The sequence below is a fragment of the uncultured Microscilla sp. genome (genome assembly GCF_947493425.1).
GTDB lineage: Bacteria > Bacteroidota > Bacteroidia > Cytophagales > Microscillaceae > Microscilla.
The window spans coordinates 1-19,086 of record NZ_CANLRP010000164.1 but is presented as its reverse complement, the minus strand read 5'-3'; the positions used below and the strand labels follow the sequence as shown (position 1 = coordinate 19,086).

The following is a 19,086-nucleotide window of genomic DNA, read 5'->3' as shown; positions in this document are numbered from 1 at the left end:
CGTTTTGCCCAAACAGGTTATGGCTTTTAGGCAAAGCAACCATTTGGAAGCCTGAAACGCTTGATTTGATCGGTAAAGGATAATAAGGTCTATAAATTAATATCCAACATTCATAGGCATAATGGTACCATTAGTGAATTATGGCTTTATGAAACAAAAAATCTAACGTATTTTTGGATATTAGTTAACTCAAAAAATCTAACAACAATGAAAACTAAAAGTATAGACTGTTTCACTAATGTAACCTTGAATCGAACCCAACAAAGTAAATGTATGGGAGGGCAAACCTCGAAGCAAACTACCACCCCTATTACTATAAGGAAAATCACTACCAATGCTACGGCTACCGAGTATATCATTCTGTAGAATGTATTTTTGAACAATTAACTTTGCGATATAATGAAAACTAAAAAAAATATAGATCGTTTTGCAAAGCTTGCCCTAAGCCAACAACAACAAACTAAATGTATAGGAGGCAACGCTAAAACTTATCGAGCCAGCGAAAAGACAATGAAACCAACCAGCAACAATGCTACCTCTACAGAGTACATTATTATGTTGGTAGTCATTGCATAGTATTTCTATCTCAGTGCGTACGTCAAGGCTTAAAACATCAGTGAAAACTGATGTTTTTTTGTTTTTAGACAATGTCCTCATTACTTTTCACTTGAAGGCTCCCCTCCTTTTTACATTAACTTTGACTAAATTTATCGCGCTTACCCTCTCAACTCATTTTTACTAACCAACCACCATATCCTCACAAATCATTATTAACTTTAACCCCACACTACTCATACACTTATGAACCCGCAAGACTATTTAAAAAATGACCAGAACGCAATCATACAAATCAAACAATTGATAGAAAGTGGACGAAAAGAAAATGTAGCGCTTGCTTTAGGTTTGATTAAAGGGGGTGGAATGGTGCCAGCACTAGTGACTCATCTTTGCGCTATCTTATTGATTTATCATGATGATGCTGTCATTAAAAATGCCGCTGTTAAACTGTATAAGCTACCGTTGGCTTTTAGGTATTATGGAGGGTTGGTATACAATGATGACACCATAAACCGAATGCTTGCCATTGCTGAAGATTATCCAGACATTGATGCCTCGCTGCTGGTAAAATTGATATTTGAACAAACGGGCAAAATGGCTGCTTACTGTTTAGAAAACCGTCTGGTGCCCGCTCAACAAGTGATTGCCCAACAAGTCAAAGGTGATTTACTAAACCTTTCTCAAATGAAACTCTCCTTTCTGCCCTCCGAAATAGGTTTATTTCCTCAAATAAAACATTTGAACATTGAAGGTAACTTGTTTGATAGCCTGCCTGATGAGCTGCAAAACCTCAAGCAATTGGAACACATTTACTTTGATGACACACCACTCAATGTAGAGTCTATCAAGCAGTTAGAAGGTTTTTTCCCTAAAGCAATGGCAGAATACTATGCCGAAAAGGGTACAATGATTATGTATGCCAACACCAACGTATGGAACGACTACAAAGAAGCACTACATTACCTGACCAAAGCTACTTTGCTTGACACTAGTGATGCCTATTACTTGATAGAACAGGCCACTATACTCAGAAAGATGCGTAAACACCAGCAAGCCATAGACATTCTCGATAAAGCACTGGCTTTATACAAAACAAATGCGTCGTCGGGCAAGTACAAAGAGCAAGGCATATATAATGACCAAGGCATTTCTTATATAAGATTGGGTAAGTATGCCAAGGCTCATCAAGTGTATAACAAAGCGTTACACATAGATCCTAAATATGGTAATGCCTGGTATAACCAAGCCTGTGCTTATGCACAGCAACAAAATAAAGAAAAAATGTTGTACTGCCTCGCAAGGGCTATTTACCTTAGAAACTTTTTTAAAGTAGAAGCCAAAAAAGACGCAGATTTTGCGGATTTCTACAAAGATTTTGATTTTATGCAATTGGTAAGCAAATGAGAAAAATTACTCGTTTTAAACGTATACATAATAATAAATGATTGTTAATTTTAAACCGACACACTTTTACAGATAACAATGTCTACATAAAATCATCAGAATATACCCTCATGACCCATCAGAACTACCTTGAAAAAAATCAGGAAGCCATTGAACAAATAAAAAAGCTGCTCGAAAGTGGAGAAAAACATAATATTGAGTTGGCTTTTCAGCTAATAAAAGGGGGAGGAATGGTCACAGAATTAGTCACCCATCTTTATGCCTTGTCTATTTTTTATACCGACGATGACGCCCTCAAACGTCGAGCTAAACTATACTATAAAAATATAGCCTCGGTTGATTTGTACGAATTTACTAAGTACAAATGGAATGTATACGGAGAGTATTACAATGAGAACAAGATGACAGAGTTTTTGACCAAACTTGGTGCACACCCTAAACTTGACCACAAAATATTGGCAAATATGGCTTTGCTATACGCTCATAAGGGTGCCAAGTATTGCCTCGAAAATGAAACGGCATCTCCTCAAAAAATCATTGCCCAACTGGTAGACCAGGACATGCTTGACCTGGATTACCTAAACCTCGATACGTTGCCCAAAGAAATAGGGCTTTTTAAGCAAATAAAGTTTCTGTATCTTGAAGGAAATAATTTCACTGACATTCCTGACGAACTAGCCCAACTCACCCAACTACAATCACTGAGTTACAAAAATACCCCACTCACTGATGAAGCATTTCAGAAACTGGAAACCTTTTTTCCTAAAATATTTGCGACTCAATATTATATGGAGATAATAGACGACATCAATCAAGGTATTAATTATGAAAATTCACTACAGGTACTTGACAAAGTGCTACAACTAGACGCTACTTATGCTACTGCCTGGAACGACAAAGGACGAGTACTTCAGGAGAGTAAACAACCAGAAGCAGCACTAGAGTGTTACGACCAATACCTGAAGTATGCTGAGTACGACAACGACCGGGCTTTGTCGCGGGTAAACAAAGCATTGGCACTACAAAACCTAGGTTGGCAAGAAGAATTGACAAAGACTGCCCAAGAAGCAATGGATATTCTCAAACAAATTCCTGTGGGTAGTCGCGATAGGGTCTATTATTTTAGTCAAGGCTTGGCGTTGTTTTTTATGAACGACTACAACAATGCCCTCAAAGCTTATGACCAGGGATTGGCACACGACCAATACGATGGAGTATTGTGGTACAACAAGGCTTGTACTTACGCTAAACAAGGCAACCAAAAAGCCATGTTTCAGCACTTAGAGCGGGCAATTCAGTTGAGAGAAAGGTTTAGGATAGAAGCTAAAGAAGATTTAGACTTTAAAGAGTACTGGGCAGATGAAGGTTTTTTGAAGATAATAAAAGAAGCTTGATCAACTTTACTTTTTACGTTCTATGGTAAACTGTACCAATTGAATCAAAGATGTTTTGTAGTCAGATTCGGGAAAGTCATTCATAAGTGCAATGGCTTCATTGCTATAGCGACGCATCACCTCGTTTGAATACTCAATGCCTCCGCTGTCTTTTACAAATGCAATGACTTCTTTTACCTTTGCTGATTTATGACTTTTGTTTTTTACCAAGTTGATAATATGGCGTTTTTCAGAGCGTTTGGCGTGGTTTAAGGCATAAATTAACGGCAAGGTCATTTTCTTCTCTTTGATGTCTATGCCAAGTGGTTTACCTATTTCGGCAGTGCCATAGTCAAACAAATCATCTTTAATCTGAAAAGCCATCCCTACCTTTTCGCCAAACTCCCGAAACATATTTATTTGCTCTTTGTTTAACCCCGCAGCTGATGCACCTACTGCACAACAAGAGGCAATCAAAGAGGCAGTTTTTTGACGAATAATATCATAATAAACTTCTTCGGTAATGTCTAAACGGCGGGCTTTGGCTATTTGCAACAACTCCCCTTCACTCATTTCACGTACGGCATTAGATACAATTTTGAGCTGCTCAAAGTCCTCATTGTCAATAGACAACAACAAGCCTCGTGACAAGAGATAATCGCCTACTAATACGGCAATTTTATTTTTCCATAAAGCATTGATAGAGAAAAAACCCCGGCGGTAATTGGAGTCATCCACTACGTCATCGTGAACTAAAGTAGCGGTGTGCAAAAGCTCAATGAGTGCTGCTCCCCGATAAGCCATTTCGTTGATGTCGCCTCCGGTACCTGCCGACAGAAACACAAACATAGGACGCATTTGTTTGCCTTTTCGCTTGACAATGTAGTTCATGATTTTATCGAGCAAAAAAACATCGCTTTTCATAAAAGAGCGAAATTTCCCTTCAAAATTCGCCATTACGTCTTGTATAGGCGCCTGTATGTCCTTAATTGATAATGTCATGCGTGCTTCTAAAGAGGTACAAGTATACGATCAAATTGTTCAATTTACCAATTTGGTTTGATAACTTTTTGCAAGTCATATACATTACAAGCTATAGAAGCCTTTTGTTTGATTTATTTTTAGAGTTGGGGGAGAACTTTTGTAACTTTGAGTAACGTCAGATCTTTGGGGTTAGCTATTATCATAATGATAAAAAAACAGAAATTTTTTACATAGGGAATTCCCTATGTAAAGAAAAATTAAAAAAATTACATAGAAGTTGTACCCCTTCCCCCAACAAACCTATTCCTTGCATACTTCCACTACATCAAGTACAACAAACATCATTTAACCTCAAATGCGTTGTCAATATCAAACTTAGCGTTGAAAGAAGGTGGTGAGTTTTCCCATTTTTTTACTATTTTAACCCAATATCAACACGCTATCGAGCGTGATAAAAAATAAACATTGACCAAAATCAAAAAAATTATGATTCGAAAACTACTCATAGCGATACTGACAGCTGTCAGCATAGCTCCTGTAATGGGGCAAAAGTGGCATGTAAAGCCTACTTTAAATTATAAAACTGTATTGGGCTTTAGCGATGGAATGGCCAGGGTAAAATCTACAGAAGGAAAGTGGGGGTTTATCAATACGGAAGGTAAAGAGGTGGTTCCTGCAAGGTATGACGATGCAGCTGATTTTATGGAAGGCAAAGCAGCGGTAAAAATTAACGGTAAGTATGGTTATATAAACAAATCGGGTAAAATGGTGATAAAGCCCCGGTTTGATGACGCTTTCTTTTTTAGAAAAGGCATTGCCAAAGTACGTAAAGGGTTATGGGGGTATATCAACGTCAAGGGTAGAACGGTAGTGCCATTTAGGTATGCAGGCATTGCCTATTTTTATGGAGGATTAGCCGCAGTAAAAAAACGTGGCAAGTGGGGATTTATTAACAAGAAAGGCAAAGAAGTGATTCCTCCTGCCTATGAACAGGTAATGGACTTTCACACGGGCAATTGGGCAGCCGTAAAAAAGAAAGGCAAGTGGGGGTTTATCAATAAAAATGGACAGGAGGTAACTACATTTGACTATGATTATGCCTGGTATTTTCAGGAAGGCATGTGTGGTTTACAACAAGGTAAAAAACATTCATACATAAACGCTAAAGGTAAGGCCATTACCGAGTTCAAATACGATAAAACAGGGTGGTTTAACGAAGGGTTAGGAACAGTAAGGGTAGGGCGTAAAAATGGTTTTATAGACAAAACCGGGAAAGAAGTGATTCCTCCAAAGTATCAATCTATGTGGAGCTTTCAAGAGGGTTTATGTTTTGTAAAGCTAAATGATAAATGGGGGGCAATTGACAAAAAAGGGAATACAGTGATTCCTCATCAGTATGACTTTGCCTATAAGTTTCATGAGGGGCTTGCTAAAGTAAAAGCCAACGGTAAAAGAGGGTTTATAAATAAAAGAGGAAAACTGGTTTTTATGTGCAAATTTGACAGCGCCAGCGAGTTTAGAGGGGGCTATGCGGTAGCTAAACAAGCGGGTAAATGGGGCATATTGAAAACCCCTTTAAGATAAAAAAAACTGAAAGACGGGTGTTCAAAGCATCCGTTTTTTACTTTACAATTATCAAATACTTTCCAAAAAACACTCAAAAAACGTAACTCCCCCCTAAAAGACACTACTATAAAGCATAATTTATCACACTAGCCCAAAAAACAAGCGCATTTCTTGCCTATTTGTTATACGCATCGTCAAGTACTACCTTACTTTTCCATCGCCTTAATATTATACTTTATTAACAAAATATAATACTATGTTGCTATAAACTACTTTTCATACCTGTAAGCCTGCTTACTTATTCACCCTCAAGCATACCCACACTGTTATTTTGATATGGCACAAAACACGGAGTTTATAACTGTGATATTTGAGCAAATACCCTAATGATTGATAGTATTTTTTACTATTACACGCTGTAAATTACATGAAGACCAAGTGGAATGGAAAATATTTTGCGGCATATTTTACTAATTTCGGGCATTAAAAAACACAAGCTTGGAAAAGTAAATTTTAAGAATATTACAATACTATACCTTTACACAAGCAAAATATTTTTCCAAATTATAAATGATTTACGCTGTATAATTTGGACATAGTTTATCATATACTTTTTACTATACTTAACCACAAATATGAATATTTTGAAAAACGCCCAATTGCTCATCTGTTTATTGGCAATAAGCTTTATGGTAGGATGCGCTGGAACCGAAGAAACACCTCAGCCTAACAATGGAGGTTCAGGAGGAAACGGTAATGGTAATCCTACTCCCACTGTAGCCAACTGTACCGACCCTCTTGCTACCAACTATAACAAAGACGCTACCACTGATGATTGTGGATGCACATATACCACCAATGGTAAAGTGCCTGAGACAATACCTGCCTCTATTACACAAAAAGTTTTGATAGAAGAATTTACAGGTACTTGGTGTGGGTACTGCCCATCAGGAGCCAAGAGTGTACACGACGCCGAACTTAAATACCCTAACCAGGTAATTGGTATAGGCATACACTACCGCGATAAAATGGAAACCCGCATGTTTGCCCACCTTGAAACTATTCTAGGGAACATCAATAGTTTTCCAGGGGCTACTTTTAACCGCAAGGCTTTTAATGGTAGCAAGGTTTCTCACCCTGGTAACTCTAACCGTAACAGTGGTCAAATTATAAATAATACCACTAGCCCAAAACTAGGCATTGCTATAGAAACCAATGTTAACAGCAGCAATGAGGTAGAGGTATTGACTTATGTAGGAATCAAAGAAAAAGGGGAGTATGCCATTACAGTTTATCTTATAGAAGACAAAGTAGTAGGGCAAGGTCGTGGTTATGATCAGGCAAATTATCATAATGACAACTCTAGTTCTCCTTTTTACCAAAAAGGTAACCCAATCAAAGGTTATGAACACAATGCCACCTTACGGGATATATTGACAGATCTTAATGGGTTTGAATTGCCTACCTGTGGACAAGATGCAGACAAGATATACAAGCGCATGTTTAAGCTAAAACTAGACGATAGCTACAACAAAGATAACTGCCGCATTGTAGCATTTGTGACTGATAAAACAAGCAAAGAAGTTATCAACTCTCAAGTAGTAAAAGTAGGCGAAACCCAAGCCTGGAACTAACTCATTTTATGTAAAAAGACCAGACCGCTTGGTCTGGTCTTTCTTATGTTTATCTCTTTTTTACAACCAAACTCAATCATGAAAACATCATCTGCACTGTACATCACCTGCCTTTTGGTAATGGTTATGAGCTTTTCGGCAAAAGCACAAAAAACCACCAAGGGTTTGCCTAACGTCACCATTAAGACCTTGGATGGCAACAGTTTATCTACCCAGGCACTGGCACTCAAAGGGCATTTTACCATTGTAAGTTTTTGGGCTACCTGGTGCAAACCCTGTATTCAGGAGCTAAGCGCTATACACGATGTGTATCCCGACTGGCAAGAAGACATGAAAGTAAAACTCATTGCCATCTCAGTAGATGACGCGCGTAGCAGGGCTAGAGCTAAGTCATTGGTAAAAGGTAAACGCTGGGAGTTTGATACTTATATAGACGAAAACGGTGACCTCAAACGTGCCATGAATGTGCTCAATGTGCCTCATACTTTTATTTTGAACAAAGACGGCGAAATTGTGTGGCAACACACCTCATACAAACCTGGCGACGAAGAGAAGTACTATGATGTATTAAAAAAACTCAACGCCAAGAAATAAAGGCGATGATTATACTGTTTTACTGTGCTATTGTTGAGCTATGCCTCACACAGTGATAGCACAATAAAACTGTTGAATAAAGAAGCTTTTCCACACACATTTGAGTAGAGTCATACCATATCACTTCTGAATACGCTCAAAGAATTTTTATCATGAAATACATACTTAAATTTTACGCCTGTATTGCTTGTCTGCTATTATGGAGCCCAGTGGTTTTTGCCCAACAACCCACCGACAAAGGCGTAATTTCAGGGAGCCTACAATCTGACTTTCAGTATTACCAGGCAGATTCAGCAATTAATGCTACCTTAGTAGAAGGGGCTGACCGCATGGCTTCTAATCATTACCTCAATTTATTTTACCGCAAAGGTGATTTTTCGGCCGGGCTACGTTACGAGGCCTACCTCCCACCTTTATTGGGTTACCCAGGAGAATTCAAAGGACAAGGAATTGCCAACCGATTTATCACTTATAGAAAAGATGGGCTAGAGGTAACTGCCGGTAATTTTTACGAACAATTTGGTAGTGGTACTATCCTAAGGGCACAAGAAAACCGACCTACTGGCATTGACAACTCCATTGATGGAATATTGCTCAAATATAATTTTGACGATATGGCACAAATAAAAGCCCTTACAGGAAAACAACGTGATGGTTTTAATAAAGGAGAAGGAACTATACGTGCCGCTGATGCTGAAATTTACCTCAATAAGTTTTTATTCCCCCTGAGCGAAACCACCATTACCCTAGGAGGAAGTTATGTAAGTGTATATGAGCCTTACACGGGTACACTTGGCTATATCTCGCCCCAAAGCGATGCTTATGCTGGAAGGCTTGCCATTGGTAACGGAGGCTTTAACATAGACGCTGAATATGTATACAAAAAACCCACCCCAATGCTTAGCAATGACTACATCAATCATGACGGCTCGGCTTTGTTGCTAAATGCCAGTTATAGCCACAATGGGTTAGGCATTAATGTACAAATGAAACGAGTAGAAAACATGGATTTTCGTTCAAGCCGCGATGCCCCACTTAATAGCCTCATGGTGAACTTTATACCCATTACTACCAAACAGCACACCTATCGCCTTTTAACACTTTACCCTTATGTTACCCAAGTATTTGGCGAAGCAGGTCTACAGGCAGATTTGATTTACACTTTCAAGCGAGGTTCGGCACTGGGGGGTAAGTATGGTACTACCATTAGCCTCAACTATGCCGTTGCCAATAGTATAGACCAACGTTCTATATCGGGAGACGCTGGGTATGAGTCAGACTTCTGGAAACTGGGCAATCGCAAATATTTTCAGGATGTTAATGTAGAATTGAGTAAAAAATGGAGCCGAAAACTCAAAACTACTTTTAGTTATGTATACCTTGAGTATGACAAAGACCAAATAGAGGGAGTGACTGGAAGTGGTGTGATAAAATCACATACTGTAATAGCCGATGTACTCATCAAGCCCCGCAGAAAAGCCTCCCTACGCTTTGAGCTACAGCATTTGTATACCCGCCAGGACTTTGGCAGTTGGGCAATGGGATTGGTAGAAGTAGGTTTTTCTAATTTTTTGATTTTTGCCTCCGATGAAATCAATTATAACGGAATAGGCAAGGGCATACCTTTGCACTACTACAATGGAGGAGTAGCTTATGCCAAAGGAGCCAATCGTTTTTCGTTAAGTTATGGCAGACAACGCGCCGGACTTATTTGCGTAGGGGGTGTATGTCGTTTGGTGCCAGCTTCCAGCGGGCTTACTTTATCGGTAACCAGTAGTTTTTAACCTCCCAATACTTATAGTAAAGGTAGCCACCTTCAAAACCTGGCTACCTTTATATTTTATGCTTCTACCCTGTCTTTTACCTCTAACACCTCTACCTTATCGCCTACACTTAACTGCCCTTTGCTTTCAGGTAATAGGTTTTGCCCAAACATTACCTTGGTGCCTACTTTGCGGTATTGCGACAAGGTACGCAGTGGCTCTGCCCCTTTGATGCCAGTTGTTTGATCTACCGTAGTAAGCACACAACGCGCACAGGGCTTTACCACATGAAAAATGATATCTCCTATCTTTATTTTTTTCCAAGTATCTTCGGCAAAAGCATTGGTACCTGATACCACCAAATTGGGGCGAAAACGATTCATAGGTACTGGCTTTTCCATTCTACTATTCAAATCATCTAAAGAAGCCTCAGAGATAAGTAAAAACGGATAAGCATCTGAAAAGCTCGTAATATGTTGATTGATGTTATAGGCCTCTTCTACCAGTCTTTGGGTAGTATCGGGCATGTACACTAACTGACACGTTGTTCCTAAAAAATCGCTGAACCATACATCAGCCATTGAGCTAACCACCAATGCGTTACAAGTGTCCTTCCATATTTTCACAGCAGTTGATTTCCCGGTATTTTCACCAAACAACACCCTCAGTAATGACATTCCTGGTGCCTCAAATACCAACCCTTGCTCAGTAATGGTTTGCTTAAGCAAGGCTATTTTAGGATATTGTCGCTGGGTAATGGCAACACCTTCACTATCAACGATCATCCAGCGACGGTCAAGTTCTAAACCACGATCTTGTACTTCTGCAAGGTGGTGGCTTACTCCAGGTATAGACTTGACAGGGTATGTGTAAAGGTTGGCTAATGTGATACTCATAATTATTGTAGGTAAAATAAGTTTTGCAAAGTTAAAATTAATAAGAAACCTCTATCAATTACTATAAACAGGTCGATTACTATGTTAAAATTTACCATTACAATGAAGTTTCTTTGAATCGATAGCTATTGCCTACCAATGTCATTCCTGCGTCTATAAAGCCCTTTATCAAATGCTAGTTTCTCAAAAAAATAACCTTTAAGAATTACTTACTATTTGCTATAAAACTTTTTTATTTTAGTATAAAACCAGAAAAGCTTCTAAGTTTTAAGCCGTAGCTTTGAGTATATATAATCATGTATAAACTTTAAAACCGCTTGAAACTATGGAAAAAATATTTACTTCTCTTCACCTTTTCAAACAGCCGCTCAAAATGTATGGCCTATTTGTATGTTTGCTGTGCCTCCATTTGCCTTATAGTTTTGGGCAAACTGTTAGACTCAGAAAAGTAGCAGGTCCTACAACAGGCAGTTTCGTTCAGCTTAACCAACGCACAAAATATACAGAAGTAAAGCGGGAAAACAATGTGGGGCACTACTCAATGAAAGTCAGGTTTAAGGTAGCTGGAGCCACCAACAATCAATATCGGGGTTTTAAACTTAACAGCACTCCTTCTCCTGTTTCGCTGTCTTTTGATGTGCAAGTATACAACGATAAAACTTTGGTATTTAGCAGTAATAATGTAAAAATAAGCCCTGGGGCAAAAGGAGGATATGTATATAAGGCTTCGTTTAAAGATGCCAATACATCAGCCAAAAAAATCAAAGTGAAAAACCTAAAAGCACAGTATAATACCAACGCTCGCACCACCAATAGTAACAGTAGCCAACGCTTACTTATCGACAATTACTACAAGGCAGTTACCCAATTAAACGGCTTTTTACAAAAACTTCCTTACCTAAATTATACTGACCCTGACTTATTGGTCAATACCCAACGTTCTTTGCACGATATTCGTCAAGGATTTGATAAGATCAATAATTATCACTTCATCACCTCTTTGAAGCTTGACCAAAATGACCCAGCCAAGCTTCAGCAAAAAATACGACATACTAATCGGTCATTAAACGAAGGAGAGCAAAAGTTTCACGCTGCCGAACAAAAATGGCATGCGTTGTATTATCAAAAGTTTTTGTCAACCAGGCAATCTCGCTACCTTGATCTTGCCATTGCCAAAAACAAACACTTTGCCTTGCCTTATATAGAAAAATCATCGTTGGCACTGAAAAACAATCGTCCCGATGATGCTCTCTATCAATTGGATAGAATGCACGATAATCAGGCAGTAACCAGTACATCGTTGATAAACAATGCTACCCAACAGATGTATCAAAAAATATTTGATTATTATGTCAACCTGGGGAAAAGGCAGCGTCATTATCAAGCACAAATCAAGTATTACCAAAAAGCACAAAGTATTTGTAGCAAACAAGGAGCAAATATTTATAACTGTAATGGCAAAGCCAGAGCTTTGATCACAGAAGCACGTGTTCAACATTATCGATCGTACTTGAGCAAGTTTAACAATTACCTGCAACAAGCCAATTTCAAACAAGCTTATACCAGCTTACAAGCAGCAGAAAGTTTTCAACAAAGCTTTGGCAACCAAATCTCTGACCAACACTCTGTACTATACCAAAGGTTGTATAATCGTATTGTACAAAAGGCACAAGTACAGGTAAGAAACCAAAATTATGAGCAAGCATTGAATGAGGTAAGCTTTGCTGAACAAATAGCCCAAGAAAAAGCCAATGTGCATGCCACCAACACATACCAAGAGGTAAAAACTTCGGCACACACCAATATCTACCAGCAAAAGTTTAATCGTGCTCAACAAGCTGTAGCAGCAGGTAATTTTAACAACGCTGCCCAACATTTAAAGGCTGCCCATGCTTACCATCAGACTCATCAACAATTTATTCAAAATCAAGCAGTCAAAAAACAGCAACTGGTAGAACAGTACCAAGTATTGCTCAACAAAACCGTGGATAGAGGCAAGGGGTTCAACAACCAAAAACAATACAGTCAGGCACTGAATGATTTTCAACTTGGGGCAAGTTTAGTGAATGATGCAGGAGCACCACTGGGCACCAAAAACGAGGTAAATCTAGGACTAGCTACAGCTTATACCGGGCTTGCCGTGAATGACAACAGTAACCAAGCTTATCAAAAATCGCTTGACAAACTAGCTTCAGCAGAAACAGCCTTGGCCTTGGTAAGTGGACAACAGGAGCAAATAAATCGGCTAAAAATCAAGGTAGATCAATATAAAAAAGAGGCCATCCAACGCATTGTAACTACCCGTATAGATAAGGCACACGCTGAACTCAAGCAAGATAAGTTACAAGAGGCAATGGCTATTTCGTCAGGAATTCTAAGTTTTACCCGTCATTACAACTATCCGTTGACAAACGACCCTACATTAAACAACAAATATGAGATTCTAAAAAAAGCCATATTTAACAAAGAGTGTGAGTTGAACCAAAAAGCCTATAATCAACTTGTGCAAAAAGCCAGAGAAAACTTTGATCAAAAAGATTTTATCAAAGGTTGGCAGTTGCTCGAACAAGCTATAGGCAAAGCCAACGCCAACAAAGATTGTGGCATAGCCTCACAAATAGCTCAACAACTAAAAACTCGTTATAAAAATGCTTATCAGTATGCCCTAGACTGGAAAGAAATTAATCAATATGCACAATCAGGGCAAAAAACGATGCATCAAAAAGCCATTAAATTACACTATCGAGTAGTGACCAATTACCAACAGTATAACCTAAAGATATTTGGCATTCAAAAACCAGATTTACAAAGCTTTTTAGAAAACCATTCTAATGTGTTATTCTGGACACATGGGATTATTCATTTTCTTGATAAAAACAAAGATGATGACCGCGACTTTGCCACCAAATTGATTAATAAATACATTAAGATGCTGCCAAGTCGTGGCAATGTAAGGGGTTTGGCCTATGAAATGGCCAGGGTTGATTTTAAGCACGACCCTAACCGTTTGGTAAAAAACCAGTGCAAAGAAGCTTTTGAAGATTATGACCTCACCAGTGGCAGAACATACCGAAAAAGGGTGAAATGGATAAAAAAGTATTATTGCCGCCAATGGAACAGGTTGCGAAAAAAATAAGCTTACGATAAAAAATACCCACTTACACAAAACCAACCTTGTCTACCAGGGTTGGTTTTGTGCTTTAGAACATTATTTAAATTTATAAAAACAAGACTTGCTAAAAACAGAGGAAAGTTTGACCTTTGCCAATTTTTCAAACAAATATAGGCAGCATTTTAGCTAGAGTAGCTAATACTGGCTTTTGAGCAAAACCAAGATGACAGACAGTAAAAAACTAACGCATATTGACCAAGATGGCAACCCATCAATGGTAGATGTAGGTAACAAACAAACCACTGTACGGTACGCCCACGCCCGCGCTACAGTGCTACTACCACCAGAAGTCATGCAGCAAGTCAAGGATCAAGACATTTACACAAAAAAAGGGGCGGTGTTTCAAACTGCAATCATTGCAGGCACTATGGGCGCTAAAAAAACAAGCGAGTTGATTCCTTTATGTCACCCTTTGAGTCTTGACAGTTGTAAGTTTGAAATTCAGATTCAAGGAAATAACGAAGTGATGATAGATTGCTTTGTACGGGTAGAAAGTAAAACCGGGGTAGAGATGGAGGCACTGACTGGGGCTTCGGTGGCAGCACTTACTATTTATGATATGTGCAAGGGTTTATCACAAAACATTGTGATAAAAGATACCAAATTGATGCAAAAAACCGGTGGGAAAACAGACTTTAAGCGAAGTTAACCTACTGATATATGTTTATTTAAAATACTGAAGCTTTTTGAATATATTTAGGCATTGTTCCTGCAATATACTCAATACAAATGCTGGGTATACCACCTGGTACATCAGTACATCTAAAATTTTGGTAAAAAAATTATGTATGGATTAGTATTGGCTGGTGGGCAAAGTCGCCGCATGGGAACTGATAAAGGGGCGCTCGACTACCATGGGATGCCACAACGGCAATATTTATATGAGTTATTGCAAAACTTTTGCGAAAAGACCTACGTCTCTTGTCGGGTGGAACAGGCGGGTACCTGGGAAGAAGACGTAGAGTATAACTACTTATACGATCGCTACGAAGATTTGGGACCAGTAACAGGAATTATTACAGCACTTAAGTTTAAGCCTTACACTACTTGGTTGGTAGTAGCCTGTGATTTACCCTATTTGAACGAAGAAACCATTGATTTGTTGATCAGGCAACGTAATCCGGCAAAAATAGCCACTGCTTATGTCAACCCCAAAAACGACTTACCCGAACCTTTGCTTACAATCTGGGAACCACAAAGTAAACCTATCATTGAAAAGTTTATCGAGGAAGATAACACCAGCCCTTTGAATATACTCAAAGAGTCGGAAGTACACCTGATTCAAATAGCCCAGCCTTTGGTACTGACCAATGCCAACCACCCTGAAGAATACAAAAAAGCCCTGGATGAACTCAAAGGCCTTTAATTCAGAAGCATTACACATTACCGCTGCTTTTTAATATTGCCACCCATCCAAGACGACGACTTGGCAACTTGCTTGGGGTTTCCCTCATATTTTATAGAGCTTCCCATCCCTGCCGACATCCTTAAAAGTTCACGGGCAAATACTTTGGCATTAGCCCCCATGCTTGTCCGGACAAAACATATATTACTCTTGAAAGTATAAGCATCAAGCATAGAGCCCATCTTTACTTTTGCCTCAAATGTATCAGTAGTTCCACTGAGCACTACGTCTGCTCCCATACTTACCCTGGCCTTTAGGTCTTTGGTTTGCAGCTTTAGTGTTACATAAGCTCCTTCTATTACCACCAAATCAAAATATTTCGCTTTGATTAAATACTGTCCGGTCAATTTTGCCCCGTTTCTTACTTTCAGGGCTTCTAAATGTTTATAGTATACTTTAATTTTGGGTTTGACAGGCGACAAGCTTTTCAAGTGCTTTTGTTTTGCCAATATGCTTAACCTTCCTTTTCTTGCTTTGATTTTAATCAGCTTTTTTACCTCTTCTGAAGCACTCAAGACTACTTTTTCTTCGTCTCCTTCTATGAGTTCTACCTGAATATATCCTCCAACCTTTAGCTTCGTGGTATTGGAAGCATCATATTCAACACTCGTTTTATTTTGTGCATACGTATTAGATGTTGTCATCAGAAATATAGGTAAAAGTGACAAAATATATAGTATCTTATACATGGCTATTTGTATTTAATCAAATGAATAGTAATATAGCAACTAACAATCAGATACACCTTTGGAGTCAAAGGTTGCTTGAGCATTTTATTCTGATTGTTTTTTTTGAAAAAGTGCCAGAGTACTTTAATGTCAAACAACGCCTTCTACATATAATCAAGAAAGTATAAGTACAGAATTGGCAGACAATTTCTTAAGTAAACATACACAACACAATCTGTTTTAACCTCTAATCTTTTTCAAAATAAATCTACAAACACAAAAGCAAGCTTTTACTTATGAAAAAACACCTACTCTTGTTTGGTTTCATTCTCACCAGTTATTGTCAAACTATAGCACAAGTCAATACAGAGATTTATCGCCCCTCAAATCGTCAACAGGGGCTCGTAGGACAACTCAAGGCAAGTTTGTCGCTTAACCGAGGAAACGGAAACAACGATATATTTTCGGGTAGTGTCAAAAATAGTTATGTACGCAAGCGCCACGTCATTTTCGGCATTGGCAGTTACAACTTTGGGCAAACCCGCAATGACGGCAACACTAATGTTTTTAAACGCAAAGGTTTTTTGTATGCCAAGTATAATTACGCCATTGACAAAGACTCAGCCAGTCACTGGAGTGCAGAAGTTTTTGGTCAAAATGAACTCAATGAATTCATTCGTTTACAAAACCGTTTACTTGGGGGGATTGGCTTTCGTTGGGACATTATCAAAAATCCTAAAACGCTTAACCTTTCGTTTGGTTCATCAGCTATGTATGAGTTTGAAGAGGTAAAGCTAGACTCCAGTGATCTGACTTACCCTTTGCAAACCAACTTTTGGCGATGGAGTAATTACCTCAGTATGACCTACTTGTTAGACAACAGTAGCAATAAGACTTTTTTCAGTCTTGTGGCATATATTCAACCCGCAGTCTATGATATTAACAACAATCAAATGTTTAACCTTACCGAAAACTATCGTATTTTACTCAATGCTTCAGTGAGAACCAATATTAGCAAAACATTATCATTTGGTATGACTTTTAAATACAGACATGCCAGTTTTATCCAGTCGTTTCTCGAAAACTACGACTACTCACTTAGAAGTAACCTGATTATTAACTTTTAGCCTTACTTTTGAATTCGCCAAATAATCTATCGATTACGGGCTATTTTTAAACTCTAGAGCAAAGGTTTGTCTACAAAAAACTTGTATCAAACTAGTTATTCCCCTTTTTACATCTTATATTTGCGGTTCGTTTTGGCAAACTACAAGATATTATATCAATATAGTTATGAACCCTTTATTAAAATTGGTAGAAGATGAGTATCAGGAAACTCGCAAAAATATGCCTGACTTTGGACCTGGTGACACGGTAAATGTACACGTGAAAATTAAGGAAGGTAACAAAGAGCGTATTCAGCAATTCCGTGGTACTGTGATTCAGCGCAGAAACCCTAGTTCTAATGGCGAGACTTTTACAGTTCGCAAAGTATCTGGGGGGATAGGAGTAGAGAGAATTTTCCCATTATTGTCTCCAAATATTGACAAAATAGAGGTGGTAAGAAAGGGTAAAGTTCGCCGAGCACGTTTGTTTTATCTACGTGGAAGATCTGGTAAAGCTGCCAGAATTAAAGAGAAAAAATAAGCATTGTATTTATCAGATGCTTTCAAGGAGTAGACAAAGTTGTTGTCTACTCCTTGTTTTGTTTATCCCCTTCTGGTTCTACTTATTCTACAATATTTCATTCAAAAGGTACTATCATACTACTCCTGTAGTTTACCCTTCATTCAGGCAATCATACATACTACCCTACCTCAAGTAATTTTAACTACTCATTATTGGGCATTCGATTTTACCCAACAAGCAATAATGCATTGTAGCAGGTGGTATGTCAATCTATTCAATGACACATCAAACTTAAGTATCTCATGCAAAATCTGATTAGTTTACTACACACAAATACCAATAAGGCCATTTATCTCATAATGGTGAGTACTATATTTACACTCATTCTTTTTTATCTACTCAAGCAATCACTCAAAGCAAAAAACTATCAAATACTCAGGCTCAAAAACAAAAAAAACTTCAACGCAATTAAGTCAGACAGCCCCCTGAAAAACCCAGCAATAGAAGGCAAACAAATTGGATTAGACAACATAGAAAAACAGTTTTCTGTTACCAAAAGAGTCGTGTTACCTTTGCTCATTATACCTTTTATATTACTGGTTATGCTTCCTTTTATGAAACAAATCCCAGCTACTGTACTTACTTTTTTACTGGGGGTAGCCACACTTGTTTTTGGCATGCTTGCCAAACCTATCATAGAAAACGGCATCAGTGGTTTGGTGCTGTCTTACTCTAAGGTAATCAATGTGGGTGATACTGTCATGGTAGACAAGTCTTATGGTACCATAGAAGACATCAACCCTTTTTACACCATCGTAAAAATGTGGAACTGGCGCAGGTATGCCATACCTAACATTCAAATGATCAAGAATAAGTTTACCAATTATTCGCTCATAGACAACTACCAATGGACTCACGTAGAGTTTTTTGTAGCGTATGAGAGCAATATTGATGAGGTAGAAAGGCTTGCTAAAAGCTGCGCCCGTCAGAGCGAGTATTTTGCTCCTCACGAAGAACCTCGTTTTTGGGTGATGGAAATGTCGAAAGAAAGTATCAAATGCTGGGTAGTTGCCTGGGCAGACAATGCTACCAACTCCTGGTATTTACAAAATGACGTTCGCACTAATCTGATCAAAGCACTACAAGATAACGGAATAAAAATACACCGTAACTACCACCAGGTAGAAGAGCAAATACCTTCATTTGAGCGTATGCAGATGCAATAATCATTGTATTCTGTTTGTTATTTTAAATGATCACTTATTTTTGTTGCCTTGTATAGTGTATTGAATCCATATATTAAGAACTCGCTCAGGATGAGTTCAAAGTCTCAAATTCATTTTCTAACAACTATTCACTTATGACTTACGTTTCGCTGATTTCTAGGTTGGAAAAAAGAAAATAGTTAAACTCGCTGTATGATCACAGAACGAGTAGATG

Annotated in this window: 17 protein-coding genes; 14 read left to right on the top strand and 3 right to left on the bottom strand. The window is 38.4% G+C overall.

The annotated features are described in order from the left end of the window. Positions 1 to 207 precede the first annotated feature (207 nt). From Q0954_RS27195 to Q0954_RS27180, 4 genes are all read left to right on the top strand, one after another. Positions 208 to 366: a hypothetical protein gene (locus Q0954_RS27195; RefSeq protein ID WP_299462698.1), complete on the top strand. Its 159-nt coding sequence runs from the start codon at positions 208 to 210 to the stop codon at positions 364 to 366. 33 nt (positions 367 to 399) lie between these two features. Next, a complete protein-coding gene (locus Q0954_RS27190; RefSeq protein WP_299462695.1) occupies positions 400 to 576 on the top strand; it encodes a hypothetical protein in 177 nt (58 codons plus the stop codon). Positions 577 to 801: 225 nt separating this feature from the next. Further along, positions 802 to 1,962 (top strand): tetratricopeptide repeat protein, encoded by a 1,161-nt coding sequence (locus tag Q0954_RS27185; RefSeq protein WP_299462692.1) that lies wholly within the window; start codon positions 802 to 804, stop codon positions 1,960 to 1,962. A gap of 110 nt (positions 1,963 to 2,072) precedes the next feature. After that, on the top strand, positions 2,073 to 3,356 hold the full coding sequence (locus tag Q0954_RS27180) for a hypothetical protein (RefSeq protein WP_299462689.1): 1,284 nt from the start codon (positions 2,073 to 2,075) through the stop codon (positions 3,354 to 3,356). Between the two features lie 6 nt (positions 3,357 to 3,362). Here Q0954_RS27180 and Q0954_RS27175 read toward each other — a convergent pair whose 3' ends face one another. Continuing rightward, positions 3,363 to 4,337, bottom strand: coding sequence for a polyprenyl synthetase family protein (locus tag Q0954_RS27175; protein ID WP_299462686.1), 975 nt, complete (start codon positions 4,335 to 4,337; stop codon positions 3,363 to 3,365). A 468-nt stretch (positions 4,338 to 4,805) separates the two neighbouring features. Between Q0954_RS27175 and Q0954_RS27170 the strand changes: the two genes are divergently transcribed. From Q0954_RS27170 to Q0954_RS27155, 4 genes are all read left to right on the top strand, one after another. Further along, positions 4,806 to 5,903 carry a WG repeat-containing protein gene (locus Q0954_RS27170; RefSeq protein ID WP_299462683.1) on the top strand — a complete coding sequence of 366 codons (1,098 nt, stop codon included), beginning with the start codon at positions 4,806 to 4,808 and terminating at the stop codon, positions 5,901 to 5,903. A 617-nt stretch (positions 5,904 to 6,520) separates the two neighbouring features. Next, positions 6,521 to 7,519 (top strand): Omp28-related outer membrane protein, encoded by a 999-nt coding sequence (locus Q0954_RS27165; protein WP_299462680.1) that lies wholly within the window; start codon positions 6,521 to 6,523, stop codon positions 7,517 to 7,519. A 78-nt stretch (positions 7,520 to 7,597) separates the two neighbouring features. After that, entirely contained in the window at positions 7,598 to 8,113 is a 516-nt protein-coding gene (locus tag Q0954_RS27160) for a TlpA disulfide reductase family protein (RefSeq protein ID WP_299462677.1), read from the top strand. Positions 8,114 to 8,265: 152 nt separating this feature from the next. Next, entirely contained in the window at positions 8,266 to 9,897 is a 1,632-nt protein-coding gene (locus Q0954_RS27155; RefSeq protein ID WP_299462674.1) for a DUF6029 family protein, read from the top strand. Between the two features lie 56 nt (positions 9,898 to 9,953). Here the strand turns inward: Q0954_RS27155 and Q0954_RS27150 are convergent, their stop codons facing one another. Continuing rightward, on the bottom strand, positions 9,954 to 10,772 hold the full coding sequence (locus Q0954_RS27150) for an MOSC domain-containing protein (RefSeq protein WP_299462671.1): 819 nt from the start codon (positions 10,770 to 10,772) through the stop codon (positions 9,954 to 9,956). 325 nt (positions 10,773 to 11,097) lie between these two features. Between Q0954_RS27150 and Q0954_RS27145 the strand changes: the two genes are divergently transcribed. The 3 genes from Q0954_RS27145 (at position 11,098) to Q0954_RS27135 (ending at position 15,310) form a co-directional block, all read left to right on the top strand. Continuing rightward, positions 11,098 to 13,908, top strand: a complete 2,811-nt coding sequence (locus Q0954_RS27145; protein WP_299462669.1) for a hypothetical protein — start codon at positions 11,098 to 11,100, stop codon at positions 13,906 to 13,908. 199 nt (positions 13,909 to 14,107) lie between these two features. Then, positions 14,108 to 14,593: a cyclic pyranopterin monophosphate synthase MoaC gene (moaC, locus tag Q0954_RS27140; protein ID WP_299462666.1), complete on the top strand. Its 486-nt coding sequence runs from the start codon at positions 14,108 to 14,110 to the stop codon at positions 14,591 to 14,593. A gap of 135 nt (positions 14,594 to 14,728) precedes the next feature. Further along, positions 14,729 to 15,310, top strand: a complete 582-nt coding sequence (locus Q0954_RS27135; protein WP_299462663.1) for an NTP transferase domain-containing protein — start codon at positions 14,729 to 14,731, stop codon at positions 15,308 to 15,310. Positions 15,311 to 15,327: 17 nt separating this feature from the next. Here the strand turns inward: Q0954_RS27135 and Q0954_RS27130 are convergent, their stop codons facing one another. Continuing rightward, entirely contained in the window at positions 15,328 to 15,993 is a 666-nt protein-coding gene (locus tag Q0954_RS27130; RefSeq protein ID WP_299462661.1) for a head GIN domain-containing protein, read from the bottom strand. Between the two features lie 320 nt (positions 15,994 to 16,313). Between Q0954_RS27130 and Q0954_RS27125 the strand changes: the two genes are divergently transcribed. From Q0954_RS27125 to Q0954_RS27115, 3 genes are all read left to right on the top strand, one after another. Next, on the top strand, positions 16,314 to 17,144 hold the full coding sequence (locus Q0954_RS27125) for a DUF481 domain-containing protein (protein WP_299462658.1): 831 nt from the start codon (positions 16,314 to 16,316) through the stop codon (positions 17,142 to 17,144). Positions 17,145 to 17,310: 166 nt separating this feature from the next. Then, positions 17,311 to 17,664 (top strand): 50S ribosomal protein L19, encoded by a 354-nt coding sequence (gene rplS / locus Q0954_RS27120; protein ID WP_299462655.1) that lies wholly within the window; start codon positions 17,311 to 17,313, stop codon positions 17,662 to 17,664. Positions 17,665 to 17,948: 284 nt separating this feature from the next. Then, complete coding sequence (locus tag Q0954_RS27115; protein WP_299462652.1) at positions 17,949 to 18,872, top strand: mechanosensitive ion channel family protein; 924 nt, start codon at positions 17,949 to 17,951, stop codon at positions 18,870 to 18,872. Positions 18,873 to 19,086 lie beyond the last annotated feature (214 nt).